The following is a 17,207-nucleotide window of genomic DNA, read 5'->3' on the forward strand; positions in this document are numbered from 1 at the left end:
ATGAGCGCCTTTGCGAAGTTCTTGGAGTCTTATTCATGCGCACCTATCGACTGGTGATCGCCTGCCCCGACCGCGTTGGTATCGTGGCGAAAGTCAGTAATTTCCTGGCTTTGTACAATGGCTGGATCAACGAGGCCAGCCACCACTCCGATGAGCAGAGTGGCTGGTTCTTCATGCGCCATGAAATCCGTGCCGAATCCCTGCCATTCGGCATCGAAGCCTTCCGCGAAGCATTCGCACCGATCGCCGAAGAGTTTTCCATGACCTGGCGCGTGACCGATTCGGCGCAGAAGAAGCGTGTCGTGCTGATGGCCAGCCGCGAATCCCATTGCCTGGCCGATCTGCTGCACCGTTGGCACACCGACGAACTGGATTGCGATATCCCCTGTGTGATTTCCAATCACAATGACCTGCGCAGCATGGTCGAGTGGCACGGTATTCCATTCTTCCACGTACCCGTCGACCCGAAAGACAAAGCACCGGCATTTGCCGAAGTATCGCGCCTGGTCCAGGAGCATGCGGCGGACGTGGTAGTGCTGGCGCGCTACATGCAAATCCTGCCACCGCAGCTGTGCCAGGATTTCGCAGAACGGGTGATCAACATCCACCACAGCTTCCTGCCATCGTTCGTCGGCGCCAAGCCGTACCACCAGGCCGCCCTGCGCGGCGTGAAGCTGATCGGTGCAACCTGCCACTACGTGACCGAAGAGCTGGACGCGGGTCCGATCATCGAGCAGGACGTGGTGCGCGTGAACCATGCCGACAGCATCGAGGACATGGTCCGCTTCGGCCGTGATGTCGAGAAGATGGTGCTGGCCCGTGGCCTGCGCTATCACCTGGAAGACCGCGTGCTGGTGCATGGCAACAAGACCGTGGTGTTCGACTGATACACCCGAGGGGGCTGCGCTGCAGCCCCCATTATTTTGGGGAGCATGGCATGGCAACTTCCCGCAACAAGCCCACCGCCTCACCACCGCCTACCCTCGGCGAGGGCTGCCTGGCCCGTTACGACCTCGACGCTCTCAGCGAAGAGGATGGTGCAGACTTTAGCGACGCCGCCGAGCTCTGGCGCCAGCTCAACCCGCCTGACGCCGCCAGCGCTCCAGCAACGGACGCGCCAGCAGGCAGACGAACACCGGCCCCCCGGCCAGCAGGTAAAAGTAGTACGTGACCGCACGCCAGATCAGGATGGCCGCAGCGGCAGTCGAGCTGCCTACCAGCGGTGTCAGCAAGCCGGCCGAGGTCAGCTCGGCGGCCCCGGCGCCACCCGGCAACAGGCTGAACTGGCCGGCGCTGAGCGAGAGCATCTGCACCAGAAAACTGGGGATCCACGCAAGCTCCACGCCCAATCCACGCAGCACCAGGTACAGCACGCTGTAGCGCAGGCTCCAGTGCGCGCAGGTGAGGGTGAACACCAGCACCAAGGTGCGTTTGGGTAGTTGCCAGGTTTGCCCCAGCGCTTCGATGAAATGCAGCAGCTTGCGCGCCCAGCGGCGTCTGCGCTGTGGCGACATGCCCAGTCGCCGCAACAACCGTCCGTTCGCCCGCATCACCGCCCGGCGGTAGCGCAGCAGAAGCACGATCGCCGCCAGTGCCGCACACAGCAGCAGAGCACTGCCCAGCAGCATGCTTTCCTGGCTGCGGCCGAGGCTGTGGAACAGGGCATAGCCGGCAATCGCCAGCATCGCGCAGAAGAAGAACAACAGGTCGTTCAATTGATCCATGGCGAACACGGCGCCGCTGCGCGCCGGCCCGATGCGCTCGCGCGCCAGCAGCGCCATGAGCGTCAGCGGCCCGCCACTGCCGCCTGGGGTGGTACAGATGGCAAATTCGGTGGCCATCACTACGCCGAGGCTGCGCACGTGGCCCAGGCTGGCTCCGTGTTCGCCAAGCAGTAGCCGCAGGCGTATGGCATTGATCACCCAGCACAGCAGGATCATGCCCAGCAGTGTCAGCATCAGGCCCGGGTCGAACGCTTTGAGCCTGGGGAGCAACTCGCTGCCGCCCAGCAGCATGGGCACCAGCAACGCACCCAGCATTGCCAGCGCCAGCCAGCCGAGCCGGCTCATGCGACCACCTGGCGCTCCAGCCAGGCCGATTTGGTCAGGGGCTCGCGACCTTGCTGCAGCAGATCGTCGAGCGTGCGCAGCCAATATTCACGCGAGGAACGGTGGCGCATATCCACCGGGTGCAAGCCCAGACGCAAGGTATCGGCGCCCTGCCAGCGCTTGCGTTGCCAGTCGCAAACCACCCGCGACAGGCCGCGGCGCCAGGCGCTGCGGGCGCTCCAGACCAAGCCTGGAGCGTCGTAGGCGGTGAAGTCGGGCAAGCGATACAAATGCTGAGGGGTGCTGGTGTAGCGTAACGGCAGCTGGCGCAGGGCTTCGCGGGTGCCTTGGCTCATCAGCCAGGCAGGCGCGACGAAGCCGGCGACTGGCCATCCCTGTTGGGCGAATAACGTCAGGCCTGCTTCCAGGCGTTGCATGGCCTGCGCTTGGTCGAGGCCATAGAATTCGCCTTCATGGGTGTAGAGGCGGCGCATGAAGAACTCGCCCGGACTGCGCGGCGCCGGCCCTTCGTCGGCGTGGTAGAACCCATGCAGCGCCAGCTCGTCGCCCCGCGCAAGTCGCCGTTCGAGTAACCGGCAGAAGGTCGGCGAGCGAGTCAATGGGTTGCGGTGATGGAAGTCCGGCACCACCAGCCAGGTCATGGGCACGTTGCCCATCTGGTCGACCGCTTGCACGAACGGCTGGTAGTCCGGCCAGGTCTCGGGCGCGATGTCGTGCAGCACCAGCATCAGGCTGCGCGGGGCGATGCTTGCCTCAGCCATGGGCGCGAACCAACGGCTGATGGCCGAGCACCGCTTGATAATGCAGCAGCAGCCCGTTGACGACGTTGTCCCATGAATAGTGCTGCTCGACATGGCTGCGGGCCTGGACGCCCAGCTTGCGTACGCCGTCCTCGAACACTTCGCGCACAGCCGTTGCCATGGCCAGGCCATCGTTGGCCCGGCACAGGCGTCCGCACTGGTCGTTGACGATCTCGCTAAAGGCTCCGGCACGTACGGCAACCACGGGGGTGGCGCTGGCCATTGCTTCGAGGATGACCAGGCCGAAGGTTTCCTGGTCACCGGCATGCACCAGCAAGTCGGCACTGGCGACCAGCCGGGCGACTTCCTGCGGTGCGCAGAAATGGTTGATCACACTGACATTGCCCGGGACGTTGGCGGGCATGTTCGATCCCACCAACAGCAAGTGGTAGGGGCGACCCAGGCGCTGCATGCAGTCGAGCAGAACCGGCAGGTTCTTTTCCCGCGAGCCACGGCCAGCGAACACCAGCAGCCGACTGGTATCGGGGATGCCCAGTTCGGCGCGCAGCTGTGGGTCGCGGTGCTGCGGGTTGAAGGTCTGCAGGTCGACGCCGAGGCGCTGCACATGGACATCACGCACGCCCAGGCGGATCAGTTTGTCGGCCATCACCTGGCTGGGGGCCAGCACCCGGTCGAAATTGCCGTAAAGCTTGCTGACGTAGGCTTCGACATTCGGGGTGAACCAGTTGCCCATGCGGTTGCTGACCAGCAGCGGCAGGTCGGAGTGGTAGAAACCGATCACCGGCACGTCGAGTTGCCGCCGTGCCTCCAGGGCAGCCCAGGCGGTGAGGTAGGGGTCGCCCACCTCGATCAGGTCGGGCTTGAGACCGCGCAGCACATTGCACCAGGGCGCCAGGCGCACCGGGAAACGGTAGCCGTTGCCGAAGGGCAGGGGTGGGGCGGGGACATGGTAGATGCCATCGGCGTGGCGCGCGCTGGCGCCGGGTATCAGCAGGCTGTGGCGCACGCCCTGGAGGGCATCGAGGCGGTGGTGTTTGGCATCAAGATAAGTCCTTACGCCGCCACTGGCTGGGGCGTAGAACATGGTGATGTCAGCGATGTGCACGATCAGCATCCCTCCGGGATCGTCTTCGGGTCTGTCACCCGGCTGTAATGAGCCGGCGATGACGCGCCTAAAGGTTGACCTACCAGAAGGATAGTTTGTTCGGTTGGAATCGCGGCAGGCAGTCGCCTGCCTGCCGCTGGATGTCAGATGCGGAAGCTGCCGACCAGGTGCTTGAGGCGGCTGGCCTGCTGCTCAAGGTCCGAGCACGCGCGCAGGGTGGCCTGCAGGTTCTCGACCCCTTCCTGGTTGAGCATGTTGATTTCGTTGATGTCCATGTTGATCGAGTCGACCACGGCCGTCTGCTCTTCGGTGGCGGTGGCCACCGACTGGTTCATGCCGTCGATCTCGCCGATGCGCACGGTGACGCTGTCCAAGCGTTCGCCGGCCTGGTTGGCGATGGCCATGCTGTCCTGGCTGTGGCGCTGGCTCTGGCCCATGGTATCGACGGATTCGCGTGCGCCGACCTGCAGCTCCTCGATCATGGTCTGCACCTGCTGCGCCGACTCCTGGGTGCGGTGCGCCAGGTTGCGTACTTCGTCGGCCACCACGGCGAAACCACGCCCGGCCTCACCGGCCCGTGCCGCTTCGATCGCGGCGTTGAGCGCCAGCAGGTTGGTCTGCTGGGAGATGCTGGTGATCACTTCGAGAATCTGGCCGATGTTCACGGTCTTGCTGTTGAGCGTCTCGATGTGCGCGCTTGAAGTGACGATCAAGTCCGACAGGCGGTTCATCGCATCGATGTTGCGCGCCACCACCTGCTGGCCTTCTTCAGCCAACAGGCGGGCGGAGCTGGCATGCTGCGAGGCCTGGGCGGCATTGCCGGCAATTTCCTGGGCAGCGGCGCCCAGTTCGTTGATGGCGGCGGCCACGCTGTTGGTGCGATTGGACTGCTCGTCGGAGTTGGTCATCGAGGAATTGGAAGCGCTGATGACACGCAGGGCAACTTCGTTGACCTGCTCGGTGGCCGAAGACACTTCGCGGATCGATCCGTGGATACGTTCGACGAAGCGGTTGAACGCGGTACCCAGGATGCCGAATTCGTCATGGTTGTGAATCTTCAGGCGCTTGGTCAGGTCGCCTTCACCTTCGGCGATGTCCTCCATGGCGCGGGTCATGGTCATCAGCGGTTGCATCAGCACGCGGATCAACAGGCCGAGCAGGCCGATGATGATCACCACCGCGACCACCGTGGCGATCACCGCCGAGGTGCGGAAGGTGCTGAGCATGGCGAAGGCCTTGTCCTTGTCCACCGACAGGCCGATGTACCAGTTGGCCGAAGGCAGGCCCTTGATCGGAGTAAAGGTCAGGAGACGGGTTTGGCCGTCGGTCTGAATTTCAGTCAGCTCACCGGACAATTTCGGAGTGTGCTGCGGGAACAGGTCCGACAGCGATTTCATCACCAGCGCCTGGTCCGGGTGCACCAGGATCTTGCCCTGGTCGTTGACCAGGAAGGCATAGCCCATGCCGCCGAAATTCAAGGAGTTGATGATCTGTACCAGGCCGTCCAGGGCCAGGTCGCCGCCGACCACGCCGACGCTGCTGGAGACCTTGCTGAGGATGCCGATGACCATCTTGTTGGTGGTCATGTCGATGTAGGGTTCGGTAAGGATGGCGCCCTGTGCATTCATGCCGTCCTTGTACCAGGGGCGGGTGCGCGGGTCATAGCCCTCGGGCATCGGCGAGTCGGGGCGCACGCTGAAACCGCCGTCGACCTTGCCCAGGTAGACGGTGAGAAAGCTCGAGATCAGCGCGTTCTGGCCCATCAAAGTTTCAGCGTTGGCGGGTTGCTGGGCAATGTTCTGTGCGAGGTTTTCCACCAGTTTGATACGGCCTTCGAACAGGTTGCGAATATTGGTGGAAGTGGACGCACTCATTTCCGCCAGATAATTCTCCAGGTTCTCGCGGATGGCATTACGCTGAAGATAATCGTTGTAGAGCGTGAACAGGCTGAAAGCGAGTATCACGATCAATGAGGCGGCGAAAAGAATCTTGTGGCTGAAACGAAGGCTTTTGTTCATGGCGTAATCGGTTCCGCTAAGGTTTTTATCGGGCGTTCGCACAAGTACCGCTATAAAACAGTGCAACATCCCGAAAATCCTTTCAGGGGTGTTCTGTCTTCAAAGGCGAATATCATCCCCGCGTATCGGCCGAGGGGTCGCCAAGCTTGAGCAGAGGATTGAAAAGATGCCGGAATCTTCGACCATAGTTGTAGGCGCTGGCCCGGATGGCCAGCCTGTCAGTCAAGCCATGCGCCTGGCCAATCGTCACGGGTTGGTTGCCGGTGCCACCGGTACTGGCAAGACCGTGACCCTGCAGCACCTGGCAGAGGTGTTCAGTGATGCAGGTGTGGCAGTCTTCGCCGCCGATGTAAAAGGTGACCTGTGCGGTGTCGGGGCCGCAGGCGCGCCGCAGGGCAAGGTGGCCGAGCGAATTGCCGGCATGCCTTGGCTGGGCTACCGGCCGCAGGCTTATCCGCTGAGTTTGTGGGATATCGCCGGGCAATCCGGCCATCCGCTACGCACCACCTTGAGTGAAATGGGGCCGTTGCTGCTCGGCAATCTGCTGGAGCTGACCGACAGCCAGCAGGCGGCGCTGTATGCCGCGTTCAAGGTGGCTGATCGAGATGGCTTGCTGTTACTGGATATCAAGGACCTCAAGGCGCTGCTCGCGCACCTGAAAGAAAACCCGCAACTGCTGGGTGAAGACAGCGCACTGATGACCTCGGCCTCGACCCAGGCCCTGCTGCGCCGTTTGGCGACACTGGAGCAGCAGGGCGCCGAGGCATTGTTCGGCGAACCGGCGCTGCAACTGGAAGACCTGTTGCGGCCTGACGTCGATGGGCGTGGGCGCATTCATCTGCTCGATGCCAGCCGCCTGGTGCATGAGGCGCCGAAGGTGTACGCCACCTTCCTGTTGTGGCTGCTGGCCGAGCTGTTCGAGCAACTGCCGGAGCGCGGCGATGCCGACAAGCCAGTGTTGGCGCTGTTTTTCGATGAGGCGCATCTGCTGTTCAACGGCACGCCCAAGGCGCTGCAGGATCGTCTTGAGCAGGTGGTGCGGTTGATTCGCTCCAAGGGCGTGGGGGTATTTTTCGTCACCCAATCCCCGGGTGACTTGCCAGATGCCGTGCTTGCCCAGTTGGGGCTACGCATCCAGCACGGTTTGCGCGCGTTCACCGCCAAGGAGCAGAAGTCGCTGCGGGCCGTGGCGGATGGTTTTCGGCCAAATCCTTCGTTCGACACCTTGGCGGTGTTGACCGAGTTGGGTATTGGCGAAGCGCTGGTGGGCACTTTGGAAGAGAAGGGCACACCGGCGATGGTCCAGCGCGTGTTGATTGCGCCGCCGCAGTCGCGCATTGGGCCGTTGAATGGAGCCGAACGCACTGCATTGATTGCCGGGTCGCCGTTGGCGGGGCGTTATGACAAACCGATCGACCGCGAGTCGGCTTATGAAATGCTGACGCAGCGCAAGGGCGAGCCGGTAGAGCCGGCACCGGTGCCGAAGGCGGATGAACAGAGCCTGGCCGACAAGGCCGGGGATTTTCTGCAGAGTGCGGCGGGGCAGGCGATCAAGTCTGCGGTGCGCCAGGCGGCCAATCAGCTGGGGCGTCAGTTGGTGCGCGGGTTGATGGGGTCGTTACTCGGAGGCAAGAAACGGTAGTGAGTCAGCACCGGCCTCTTCGCGGGGCAAGCCCGCTCCCACAGATTCACCACATTGCTTGAGACTGGTGTGCATCTGTGGGAGCGGGCTTGCCCCGCGAAGAGGCCGGTACAGTCCACATAAAAAAGGCGCCTATAAGGCGCCTTTCTCATGTTAGCGGCAGGCCTCAGCCAATCGCTTTGGACGCCAGCCAGAACAAGCCGGCCGACAGGCCTATCGTCGCAGGCAGGGTCAGTACCCAGGCCAGCAGGATAGTCTTCACCGTGCCGCCTTGCAGGCCGCTCTTGTTGGCGACCATGGTGCCCGCCACGCCGGACGACAGCACGTGGGTAGTCGACACCGGCAGGGCGAAGACGTTGGCCAGGCCGATGGCGCAGGCTGCGGTGATCTGTGCCGACATGCCCTGGGCATAGGTCATGCCCTGCTTGCCGATCTTTTCGCCAACGGTCAGGACCACGCGCTTCCAGCCGACCATGGTACCCAGGCCGAGGGCCAGGGCCACGGCCACGATCACCCAGAACGGGGCGTATTCGGTGGTGGCGGTGAGGTCTTTGCGCAGCTTGTCCAGGTCGGCCTTTTCACGGGCTTCCAGGCCTGGCAGCTTGCCGACTTTTTTCGCGGTGTCATCCAGGCACAGCAGGTAACGGCGAACTTCCACGCGCTTCTCTGCATCCAGGGCACGGTAATCGGTAACACCTTGCAGCGAAGATTGCAGCGCGGCGATGGTCGGCTCGGTCTGCTGCGGGTTGCAGCTGAACTGCTCAGGCAGGTCGCTGGCCTGTGCCTTGCCCAGTGCCAGGAACTCGCCCAGGGTGGCGGCATTGCGCTGGTAGAACTGGCTCAGGTGAGTGGTCGCGTCGCGGGTGCGTTCGATCTGGTAGGTGGTGCTGTTCAGGTCGAGCACGAACTTGGCCGGGACGATACCGATCAGCACCAGCATGATCAGGCCGATGCCTTTCTGGCCGTCGTTGGAGCCGTGCACGAAGCTCACGCCCATCGCCGAAATCACCAGCACCAGGCGGTTCCAGAACGGTGGGTGCTTCTTGTCGTCGAGCTTGCGACGCTGCTCTGGCGTCTTGTGCATCTTCGACAGCGGGCGCCACCATTTCAAACCAAGCAGCAGCAGGGCGGCGATCGCGAAACCGGCCATGGGCGAGACTACCAGCGACATGCCGATGTCGATCGCCTTCTGCCAGTTGACGCCATCACCCAGCGGGATGTCGTTGATCAGGGCATTGGCCAGCCCTACGCCGAGGATCGAGCCGATCAGGGTATGCGAACTGGAGGCCGGGATGCCGAAGTACCAGGTGCCCAGGTTCCAGGTGATGGCCGCTGCCAGCAACGAGAAGACCATGGCCAGGCCATGTCCGGTGTTCACATTGATCAGCAGTTCGACCGGCAGCAGGTGCACGATGGCGTAGGCCACTCCGACACCACCGAGCAGCACGCCGAGGAAGTTGAACACCCCGGAGAAGAACACGGCCAGGTGTGGTGGCATGGCTTTGGTATAGATGACGGTGGCTACCGCGTTGGCGGTGTCATGAAAGCCATTGATGAACTCGAATGCGAGCACGAAGGTCAGGGCAAGCAGCAGGCTCACCAATACCCAGGCATCCAGTCCGCTGAATAAATCGATCATGAAGGTTGTCTGGCGGTCATTTGGGGGGCGGGATTATGCCAGAAAACCTTTGCAATCGATGCCCCCGCAGCTGACCGATGGAAGCTTTGTGATCGGCCTCAAAGCTTGGCTGCTGACGGAAAGATCCGGTAAAAGTTCCGTAAAAAGCTACAAAAAAAGCCTAAATCCGCCAAATTCCTGTCAACGGCAGTGGTCGATCGGGGTTCAAACGCTTGTATGAAATTTGTGTAAATCCATTTCATCCTCAGCCTTTCGGTAAGGATAAGCCGCGTCGGGGCAGCGTTGTACCCTCGACGCGATGGCAAATGGCCGTGCCGGATGGGGCTGCTCAGGGCTCTTCGCTGCGCAGCTCTTTTTCCATCTTTTCCAGTTCCTGGCTGAACACCTGATCCTGGACCGTGGCACGTTTGCGCCACGGTTTGCGTTCCGGTTCCGGTTGCGCCGCGTAAGTGGTGACTTCGCCACCGTAAACTTCCTTGTAACGTTCAGCCTGTCGCTCGAGTTCCGCGCGCAGTTCATCTTTCGTCACAGTAATACCTGAATGTAGAAGGCTGGTGTTGCGTGCACGTGCTAGTTGCCCATGCACAGGATGTGCTGGTCGTCGTGAAAGATCAGGCCTTGGTGTTAACTGCCCGAGTATCGATCCGGGCCAGCAGAATCGATTATAGCAATGGCAAAAAGGGCAAACAGACTTATTTGCTCAGCTCTGACATCACTTGTCTAAGTTTGCCGGCTGCGCCTGTGCGAAGTTTGAACAGGCACTGATCGGAAAGTTCGCTGCAGTTACGCTTCCCAGAGAGGCAAATAAAACGGCCCCGCACAAGGCGAGGCCGTTGCCTGGGGACTTCTACGGTGGGTACCTGACCAGTCTCTCCAAAGAAGCCACATGTGGCAGGAGAAAGGTATAAGCAAACGTGTCGCCGGTCAATTGCGATTATCGGCCGTTTGTTCGATAATCGCACGAAGCAGCGTTTTTTTTGAGGTGAGCGATGAGCGACGAAACACTGGTCAATGAATCTGCCAGCCCTGACTCGGCACGCCCGACGACACCGGCCATGGCACCGCCCATCGTGGCGTCACCCGCCAAGCGTATTCAGGCGTTCACGGGTGATCCGGATTTCATGACCTCGCTGGCCAGAGGCCTTGCCGTTATCCAGGCCTTCCAGGAGCGCAAGCGCCACCTGACCATCGCGCAGATCAGCCACCGTACTGAAATCCCCCGTGCGGCCGTGCGTCGATGCCTGCATACGTTGATCAAGCTGGGCTATGCCACCACTGACGGGCGCACCTATTCGCTGCTGCCCAAGGTGCTGACCCTGGGCCATGCCTACCTGTCATCGACGCCGCTGGCGGTATCAGCCCAGCCTTATCTGGACCGCATCAGCGATCAATTGCACGAGGCCGCCAACATGGCCACCCTCGAAGGCGACGACATTCTATATATAGCCCGTTCCGCCACGGTCGAGCGACTGATCTCGGTCGACCTGTCGGTCGGTGGGCGCTTGCCGGCCTATTGCACATCGATGGGGCGTATCCTCTTGGCGGCGATGGACGACACCAGTTTGCGCGAGTACCTCGACCGCGCCGACCTCAAGGCCCGGACCAGCAGAACCCTGCACGACCCCGAGTCGCTGTTTGCCTGCATCCAGCAGGTACGTGCGCAAGGCTGGTGTGTAGTCGACCAGGAACTGGAGCAGGGGCTGCGCTCGATTGCCGTGCCGATTTACGACGCTTCGGGGCAGGTACTGGCGGCGCTGAACGTCAGTACCCATGTCGGACGGGTCAGCCGCAGCGAGCTGGAACAACGGTTCCTGCCGATCCTGCTGGCCTCGAGCCGTGATCTTTGCCACCAGCTGTTTGGCTGAGTGCCCTTTGCACCCATCTCGAACATCCCATCCGTTTCCTGTGCGATAAACGCACAGTGTCGCTCCGGGCGAATTGCGCCCCCTTCATTCGCTGATTAATGTCTCTCGCAACGGTCGGCTTAGCCGACCGAACAAGAACAATTAACCGGCGCATTCCTCGATCCATAACCCTGTACTGGTTGCACAGTACAGCGGCCCGATTGTGCGCACTTCTGGATAACAACAATGAACAAGCCTCAATCAGTCGGGAACTGCCTCGACGTCCAGTCGTTCATCAATGACCAGCCACTGTCGCGCTATCAATGGCGGGTGGTGATTCTCTGTTTCCTGATTGTTTTCCTCGATGGCTTGGACACTGCCGCCATGGGTTTCATCGCCCCGGCGTTGTCACAGGAGTGGGGGATCGACCGCGCCAGCCTGGGCCCGGTGATGAGCGCTGCGTTGATCGGCATGGTCTTCGGCGCTCTGGGATCGGGGCCATTGGCTGACCGTTTTGGCCGTAAGGGCGTACTGGTCGGCGCAGTGCTCGTGTTTGGTGGCTTCAGCCTCGCCTCGGCTTACGCCAGCAATGTCGACCAATTGCTGGTGCTGCGCTTTCTGACCGGCCTGGGTCTGGGCGCCGGCATGCCCAACGCTACCACGCTGCTTTCCGAATACACCCCCGAGCGTCTGAAGTCCCTGCTGGTCACCAGCATGTTCTGCGGCTTCAACTTAGGCATGGCCGGTGGCGGTTTCATCTCCGCCAAGATGATCCCGGCTTATGGCTGGCACAGCCTGCTGGTGGTCGGTGGCGTGCTGCCGCTGCTGTTGGCGGTGGTGCTGATGGTCTGGTTGCCGGAGTCGGCGCGCTTCCTGGTGGTACGCAACCGCGGCACCGACAAGGTGCGCAAAACCTTGGCACCGATCGCCCCGGCAGTGGTGGCGCAGGCGGCAAGCTTCAGCGTGCCGGAACAGAAAGCCGTGGCTGCGCGCAACGTGTTCGCAGTGATCTTCTCCGGTACCTATGGCCTGGGCACGATGCTGCTGTGGCTGACCTACTTCATGGGCCTGGTGATCGTCTATCTGCTGACCAGCTGGCTGCCGACGCTGATGCGTGACAGCGGTGCGAGCATGGAACAGGCCGCTTTCATCGGAGCGTTGTTCCAGTTCGGTGGCGTGCTCAGCGCGGTGGCGGTGGGATGGGCCATGGACCGCTACAACCCGCACAAGGTCATCGGCATCTTTTACCTGCTGGCGGGTGTGTTTGCCTACTCAATCGGTCAGAGCCTGGGCAACATCACCGTGCTTGCGACGCTGGTGCTGGTCGCCGGGATGTGTGTGAACGGCGCGCAATCGGCCATGCCTTCACTGGCGGCGCGTTTCTACCCGACCCAGGCGCGCGCTACTGGCGTGTCGTGGATGCTGGGTATTGGCCGCTTCGGCGCGATCCTCGGTGCCTGGAGTGGCGCGACGCTGCTGGGCCTGGGCTGGAACTTCGAGCAGGTGTTGACTGCGTTGTTGGTGCCGGCGGCGCTGGCGACCGTCGGTGTCATCGTGAAAGGCTTGGTAAGCCACGCGGACGCGACCTAGGAGCGGCTTCAGCCGCGAACACCGGCGAAGCCGGTGCCATCCACCGTGTCGCTTGCTTCGCGGCTAAAGCCGCTCCCACAGGGGGGCTGCAGTGGATTTTAGAGAGAGGGAGCTGGGTAACAAATCGTTCGATAATCGCACAAATAGTCGATTATCGGATTGTCAGCGACCCACCCGGCTCCTTAATCTGAGCTCAACGTAGCACCCTGACCAGGAGTCTCCCAATGGCTGCAATTCTCCCGCTTCACGAAGCCGTGAAGCAGTTCATCCAGGACGGCGATACCGTCGCCCTCGAAGGCTTCACCCACCTGATCCCGACCGCCGCCGGCCACGAGATCATCCGTCAGGGCAAGCGTGACCTGACCCTGGTGCGCATGACCCCAGACCTGATCTACGACCAGCTGATCGGTGCCGGCTGCGCCAGCAAGCTGATCTTCTCCTGGGGCGGCAACCCTGGTGTCGGCTCGCTGCACCGCCTGCGCGATGCCGTCGAGAAACAGTGGCCGCATGCGATCGAAATCGAAGAACACAGCCACGCCGACCTGGCCAATGCCTACGTCGCCGGTGCCTCCGGCCTGCCGTTCGCGGTGCTTCGCGCCTACGCCGGCTCCGACCTGCCGAAGGTCAACCCACTGATCAAGAGCGTCACCTGCCCGTTCACCGGTGAAGTGCTCGCTGCGGTGCCGTCGGTTCGCCCGGACGTGACCGTGATCCACGCGCAGAAGGCCGACCGCAAGGGCAACGTGCTGCTGTGGGGCATTCTCGGTGTGCAGAAGGAAGCGGCCCTGGCGGCCCAGCGTTGCATCGTCACCGTCGAGGAAATCGTCGATGACCTGCAAGCGCCGATGAACGCCTGCGTATTGCCGACTTGGGCGCTCAGCGCGGTCTGCCTGGTGCCCGGTGGCGCACACCCGTCCTACGCCCACGGCTACTACGAGCGTGACAACCGCTTCTACCAGGCCTGGGACCCGATCGCGCGCAATCGCGAGTCGTTCACCGCCTGGATCGACTCCTACATCCGTGGCACCGCCGACTTCAACGAATTCAAGGCCAAGCTGGCCAGCACCTCGGAGGCTGCACAATGAGCTACTCCACCTCTGAAATGATGACCGTTGCCGCCGCCCGTCGCCTGCGCAATGGTGCCGTATGCTTCGTCGGCATCGGCCTACCGTCCAAGGCCGCCAACCTGGCGCGCCTGACATCGTCGCCAGACGTGGTGCTGATTTACGAATCAGGCCCGATCGGTGCCAAGCCGAGCGTGTTGCCGCTGTCGATCGGTGACGGCGAGCTGGCTGAAACTGCCGACACTGTGGTGCCAACCGGTGAGATTTTCCGCTATTGGCTGCAAGGTGGCCGTATCGACGTCGGTTTCCTCGGCGCGGCCCAGGTCGACCGCTTCGGCAACATCAACACCACCGTGGTAGGTGATTACCACGCCCCGAAAACCCGCCTGCCGGGTGCCGGTGGCGCGCCGGAGATCGCAGGCTCTGCCAAGCAGGTGCTGATCATCCTCAAGCAGTCGCCGCGCGCCTTCGTCGACAAGCTCGACTTCATCACCTCGGTCGGCCACGGTGAAGGCGGCGACTCGCGTAAACGCCTGGGCCTGCCGGGCGAAGGCCCGGTCGGCATCATCACCGACCTGTGCATCATGGAGCCGGAAGCCGGCACCCACGAGTTCGTGGTCACCGCCATCCACCCGGGCGTGACCCGCGAGCAGATCACCGCCGCCACCGGCTGGGCGATCCGTTTCGCCGACGATGTGCAGACCACCGCCGAACCCACCGAGGTCGAACTGGGCGCATTGCGTGACCTCGAAGCCCGCACCGCCGCGGCCCATGGCCAGGTGGCAGGAGAAGCCTGATGCGCGACGTATTCATCTGTGACGCTATCCGCACCCCGATCGGCCGCTTCGGCGGCGCCCTGGCCGGCGTGCGTGCCGACGACCTGGCAGCGGTGCCGCTCAAGGCGCTGATCGAACGCAACCCAGGCGTGCAGTGGGACCAGCTCGACGAAGTGTTCTTCGGCTGCGCCAACCAGGCCGGTGAAGACAACCGCAACGTGGCGCGCATGGCGCTGTTGCTGGCCGGCCTGCCGGAGAGCGTCCCGGGCGTCACCCTCAACCGCCTGTGCGCTTCGGGCATGGACGCCATCGGCACGGCATTCCGTGCCATCGCCAGCGGCGAGATGGAGCTGGCCATTGCCGGCGGCGTCGAATCGATGTCGCGTGCGCCATTCGTCATGGGCAAGGCTGAAAGCGGTTACTCACGCAACATGAAGCTTGAAGACACGACCATCGGCTGGCGCTTCATCAACCCGCTGATGAAGAGCCAGTACGGCGTGGACTCGATGCCCGAAACTGCTGACAACGTGGCCGACGATTACCAGGTTTCGCGTGCCGACCAGGACGCTTTCGCCCTGCGCAGCCAGCAGAAAGCTGCCGCTGCCCAGGCCGCCGGCTTCTTTGCCGAAGAAATCGTGCCCGTGCGCATTGCCCATAAGAAGGGTGAAACCATCGTCGAGCACGATGAACACCTGCGCCCGGAAACGACCCTGGAGGCGCTGACCAGACTCAAACCGGTCAATGGCCCGGACAAGACCGTCACCGCCGGCAACGCCTCGGGCGTGAATGACGGTGCTGCGGCACTGATCCTGGCCTCGGCGGAAGCGGTGAAGAAGCACGACCTGACCCCGCGCGCCCGTGTACTGGGCATGGCCAGCGGCGGCGTTGCCCCCCGCGTGATGGGCATCGGCCCGGTGCCGGCAGTGCGCAAGCTGACCGAGCGCCTGGGTGTGGCGGTGAGCGATTTCGATGTGATCGAGCTCAATGAAGCGTTTGCCAGCCAAGGCCTGGCGGTGTTGCGTGAACTGGGTGTGGCCGATGATGCGCCGCAGGTTAACCCCAATGGCGGTGCTATTGCGCTGGGACATCCGCTGGGCATGAGTGGGGCGCGGCTGGTGTTGACTGCACTTCACCAGTTGGAGAAGAGCGGTGGGCGTAAGGGGCTGGCGACCATGTGTGTTGGGGTTGGCCAGGGCTTGGCGCTGGCCATCGAACGGGTTTGATCTGGTCCGGCCTTTTCGCGGGGCAAGCCCGCTCCCACAGGTTAGGTGTGGGAGCGGGCTTGCCCCGCGAATAGGCTGGCCCTGTAAGACACAAGGCTAATGGCCGGCCCCAATGCGGAACGAGTGTGTTACTAGGTATGTCTAGACTTACCTAGCACCCTCCAGGAGTAAAACCATCATGACCTCAGCCTATTACACCGGCGAAGAGCGCAGTAAGCGCATCTTCGCCATCGTCGGTGCCTCCTCAGGCAACCTGGTGGAATGGTTCGACTTCTACGTCTACGCCTTCTGCGCGATCTACTTCGCCCCGGCCTTCTTCCCCTCCGACGACCCGACCGTGCAATTGCTCAACACCGCCGGTGTTTTCGCAGCGGGCTTTTTGATGCGCCCCATCGGTGGCTGGATCTTCGGCCGCCTGGCCGACCGTCATGGCCGCAAGAATTCCCTGATGATCTCGGTGCTGATGATGTGCTTCGGCTCCTTGATGATCGCCTGCCTGCCCACCTACGCCAGCATCGGCACCTGGGCCCCAGCGCTGCTGTTGCTGGCGCGCCTGATCCAGGGCCTGTCGGTGGGTGGCGAATACGGCACCACCGCCACCTACATGAGTGAAGTGGCGCTGCGCGGCCAGCGCGGTTTCTTCGCCTCCTTCCAGTACGTCACCCTGATCGGCGGCCAGTTGCTGGCGGTGCTGGTGGTGGTGATCCTGCAACAGCTGCTGACTGAAGAGGAACTGCGTGCCTGGGGCTGGCGCATTCCGTTCGTGGTTGGCGCCATTGCCGCGTTGATCTCGCTGATGCTGCGCCGCTCGCTGCACGAGACCAGCAGCGCCGAAACCCGCAATGACAAGGATGCCGGCTCGGTCAAAGGCCTGTTCCGCAACCACGCCGCAGCTTTCATCACCGTGCTCGGTTACACCGCTGGCGGTTCGCTGATCTTCTACACCTTCACCACCTACATGCAGAAGTACCTGGTCAACACCGCTGGCATGACCGCGAAGCACGCCAGCTACGTGATGACCGGCGCGCTGTTCCTGTTCATGGTGCTGCAGCCGTTCTTCGGCATGCTCTCCGACCGCATCGGGCGGCGTAATTCGATGTTGTTGTTCGGCGCCTTGGGTACGCTGTTCACCGTGCCGTTGCTGATGGCGCTGAAGACGGTGACCAGCCCGTTCATGGCCTTCGTGCTGATTACCCTGGCCCTGTGCATCGTCAGTTTCTACACCTCGATCAGCGGCCTGGTGAAGGCCGAGATGTTCCCACCGCAGGTGCGTGCGCTGGGTGTCGGCCTGGCCTATGCCGTAGCCAACGCAGTGTTCGGCGGTTCGGCCGAATACGTGGCGCTGGGCTTGAAAACCCTGGGTATGGAGAACACCTTCTACTGGTACGTGACAGCGATGATGGCCATCGCTTTCCTGTTCAGCCTGCGCCTGCCGAAACAGGCAGCGTACCTGCACCATGAGATTTAAGGACGTTG

14 protein-coding genes and 1 pseudogene are annotated in these 17,207 nt (G+C 62.5%); 8 read left to right on the forward strand and 7 right to left on the reverse strand.

What is annotated here, in order from left to right:
- Positions 1-35: 35 nt before the first annotated feature.
- The gene (gene purU, locus ACIPZF_RS14005) at positions 36-887 is read left to right on the forward strand and encodes a formyltetrahydrofolate deformylase (RefSeq protein WP_400800150.1); all 852 of its coding nucleotides are present in this window, start codon (positions 36-38) and stop codon (positions 885-887) included.
- A 189-nt stretch (positions 888-1,076) separates the two neighbouring features.
- Here purU and ACIPZF_RS14010 read toward each other — a convergent pair whose 3' ends face one another.
- From ACIPZF_RS14010 to ACIPZF_RS14030, 5 genes and pseudogenes are all read right to left on the reverse strand, one after another.
- Entirely contained in the window at positions 1,077-2,069 is a 993-nt protein-coding gene (locus ACIPZF_RS14010; RefSeq protein ID WP_400800153.1) for a lysylphosphatidylglycerol synthase transmembrane domain-containing protein, read from the reverse strand.
- Positions 2,066-2,830 (reverse strand): DUF2334 domain-containing protein, encoded by a 765-nt coding sequence (locus tag ACIPZF_RS14015; RefSeq protein WP_400800156.1) that lies wholly within the window; start codon positions 2,828-2,830, stop codon positions 2,066-2,068. Before ACIPZF_RS14015 ends, ACIPZF_RS14010 begins: the two co-directional genes overlap by 4 nt.
- A complete protein-coding gene (locus tag ACIPZF_RS14020; protein ID WP_400800158.1) occupies positions 2,823-3,944 on the reverse strand; it encodes a glycosyltransferase family 4 protein in 1,122 nt (373 codons plus the stop codon). The genes ACIPZF_RS14015 and ACIPZF_RS14020 overlap by 8 nt, the downstream gene beginning before the upstream one ends.
- Before the next feature lie 134 nt (positions 3,945-4,078).
- A complete protein-coding gene (locus ACIPZF_RS14025; RefSeq protein WP_400800589.1) occupies positions 4,079-4,843 on the reverse strand; it encodes a methyl-accepting chemotaxis protein in 765 nt (254 codons plus the stop codon).
- Positions 4,844-4,936: 93 nt separating this feature from the next.
- Positions 4,937-6,022, reverse strand: a pseudogene (locus ACIPZF_RS14030) (cache domain-containing protein); the annotation flags it as partial.
- 97 nt (positions 6,023-6,119) lie between these two features.
- On the opposite strand from ACIPZF_RS14030, the gene ACIPZF_RS14035 reads away from it, so the two are divergent.
- Positions 6,120-7,595 (forward strand): helicase HerA-like domain-containing protein, encoded by a 1,476-nt coding sequence (locus tag ACIPZF_RS14035; protein ID WP_400800161.1) that lies wholly within the window; start codon positions 6,120-6,122, stop codon positions 7,593-7,595.
- 166 nt (positions 7,596-7,761) lie between these two features.
- Here ACIPZF_RS14035 and ACIPZF_RS14040 read toward each other — a convergent pair whose 3' ends face one another.
- Entirely contained in the window at positions 7,762-9,234 is a 1,473-nt protein-coding gene (locus ACIPZF_RS14040) for an inorganic phosphate transporter (protein WP_400800164.1), read from the reverse strand.
- Between the two features lie 328 nt (positions 9,235-9,562).
- The gene (locus ACIPZF_RS14045) at positions 9,563-9,763 is read right to left on the reverse strand and encodes a hypothetical protein (protein WP_400800167.1); all 201 of its coding nucleotides are present in this window, start codon (positions 9,761-9,763) and stop codon (positions 9,563-9,565) included.
- A gap of 460 nt (positions 9,764-10,223) precedes the next feature.
- Here ACIPZF_RS14045 and pcaR point away from each other — a divergent pair, with 460 nt between their 5' ends.
- From pcaR to ACIPZF_RS14075, 6 genes are all read left to right on the forward strand, one after another.
- Positions 10,224-11,099: a pca regulon transcriptional regulator PcaR gene (gene pcaR, locus ACIPZF_RS14050; protein ID WP_400800169.1), complete on the forward strand. Its 876-nt coding sequence runs from the start codon at positions 10,224-10,226 to the stop codon at positions 11,097-11,099.
- A gap of 225 nt (positions 11,100-11,324) precedes the next feature.
- Positions 11,325-12,668: an MFS transporter gene (locus tag ACIPZF_RS14055; protein ID WP_400800172.1), complete on the forward strand. Its 1,344-nt coding sequence runs from the start codon at positions 11,325-11,327 to the stop codon at positions 12,666-12,668.
- A gap of 224 nt (positions 12,669-12,892) precedes the next feature.
- Positions 12,893-13,753 (forward strand): CoA transferase subunit A, encoded by an 861-nt coding sequence (locus tag ACIPZF_RS14060; RefSeq protein WP_400800175.1) that lies wholly within the window; start codon positions 12,893-12,895, stop codon positions 13,751-13,753.
- A complete protein-coding gene (locus ACIPZF_RS14065) occupies positions 13,750-14,529 on the forward strand; it encodes a CoA-transferase subunit beta (RefSeq protein WP_400800178.1) in 780 nt (259 codons plus the stop codon). The genes ACIPZF_RS14060 and ACIPZF_RS14065 overlap by 4 nt, the downstream gene beginning before the upstream one ends.
- Positions 14,526-15,731 (forward strand): 3-oxoadipyl-CoA thiolase, encoded by a 1,206-nt coding sequence (pcaF, locus tag ACIPZF_RS14070; RefSeq protein WP_400800592.1) that lies wholly within the window; start codon positions 14,526-14,528, stop codon positions 15,729-15,731. Before ACIPZF_RS14065 ends, pcaF begins: the two co-directional genes overlap by 4 nt.
- Before the next feature lie 178 nt (positions 15,732-15,909).
- Positions 15,910-17,199 carry an MFS family transporter gene (locus ACIPZF_RS14075; protein ID WP_400800180.1) on the forward strand — a complete coding sequence of 430 codons (1,290 nt, stop codon included), beginning with the start codon at positions 15,910-15,912 and terminating at the stop codon, positions 17,197-17,199.
- Positions 17,200-17,207 lie beyond the last annotated feature (8 nt).

Source organism: Pseudomonas sp. NPDC089752, from assembly GCF_044748725.1.
Lineage (GTDB): Bacteria > Pseudomonadota > Gammaproteobacteria > Pseudomonadales > Pseudomonadaceae > Aquipseudomonas.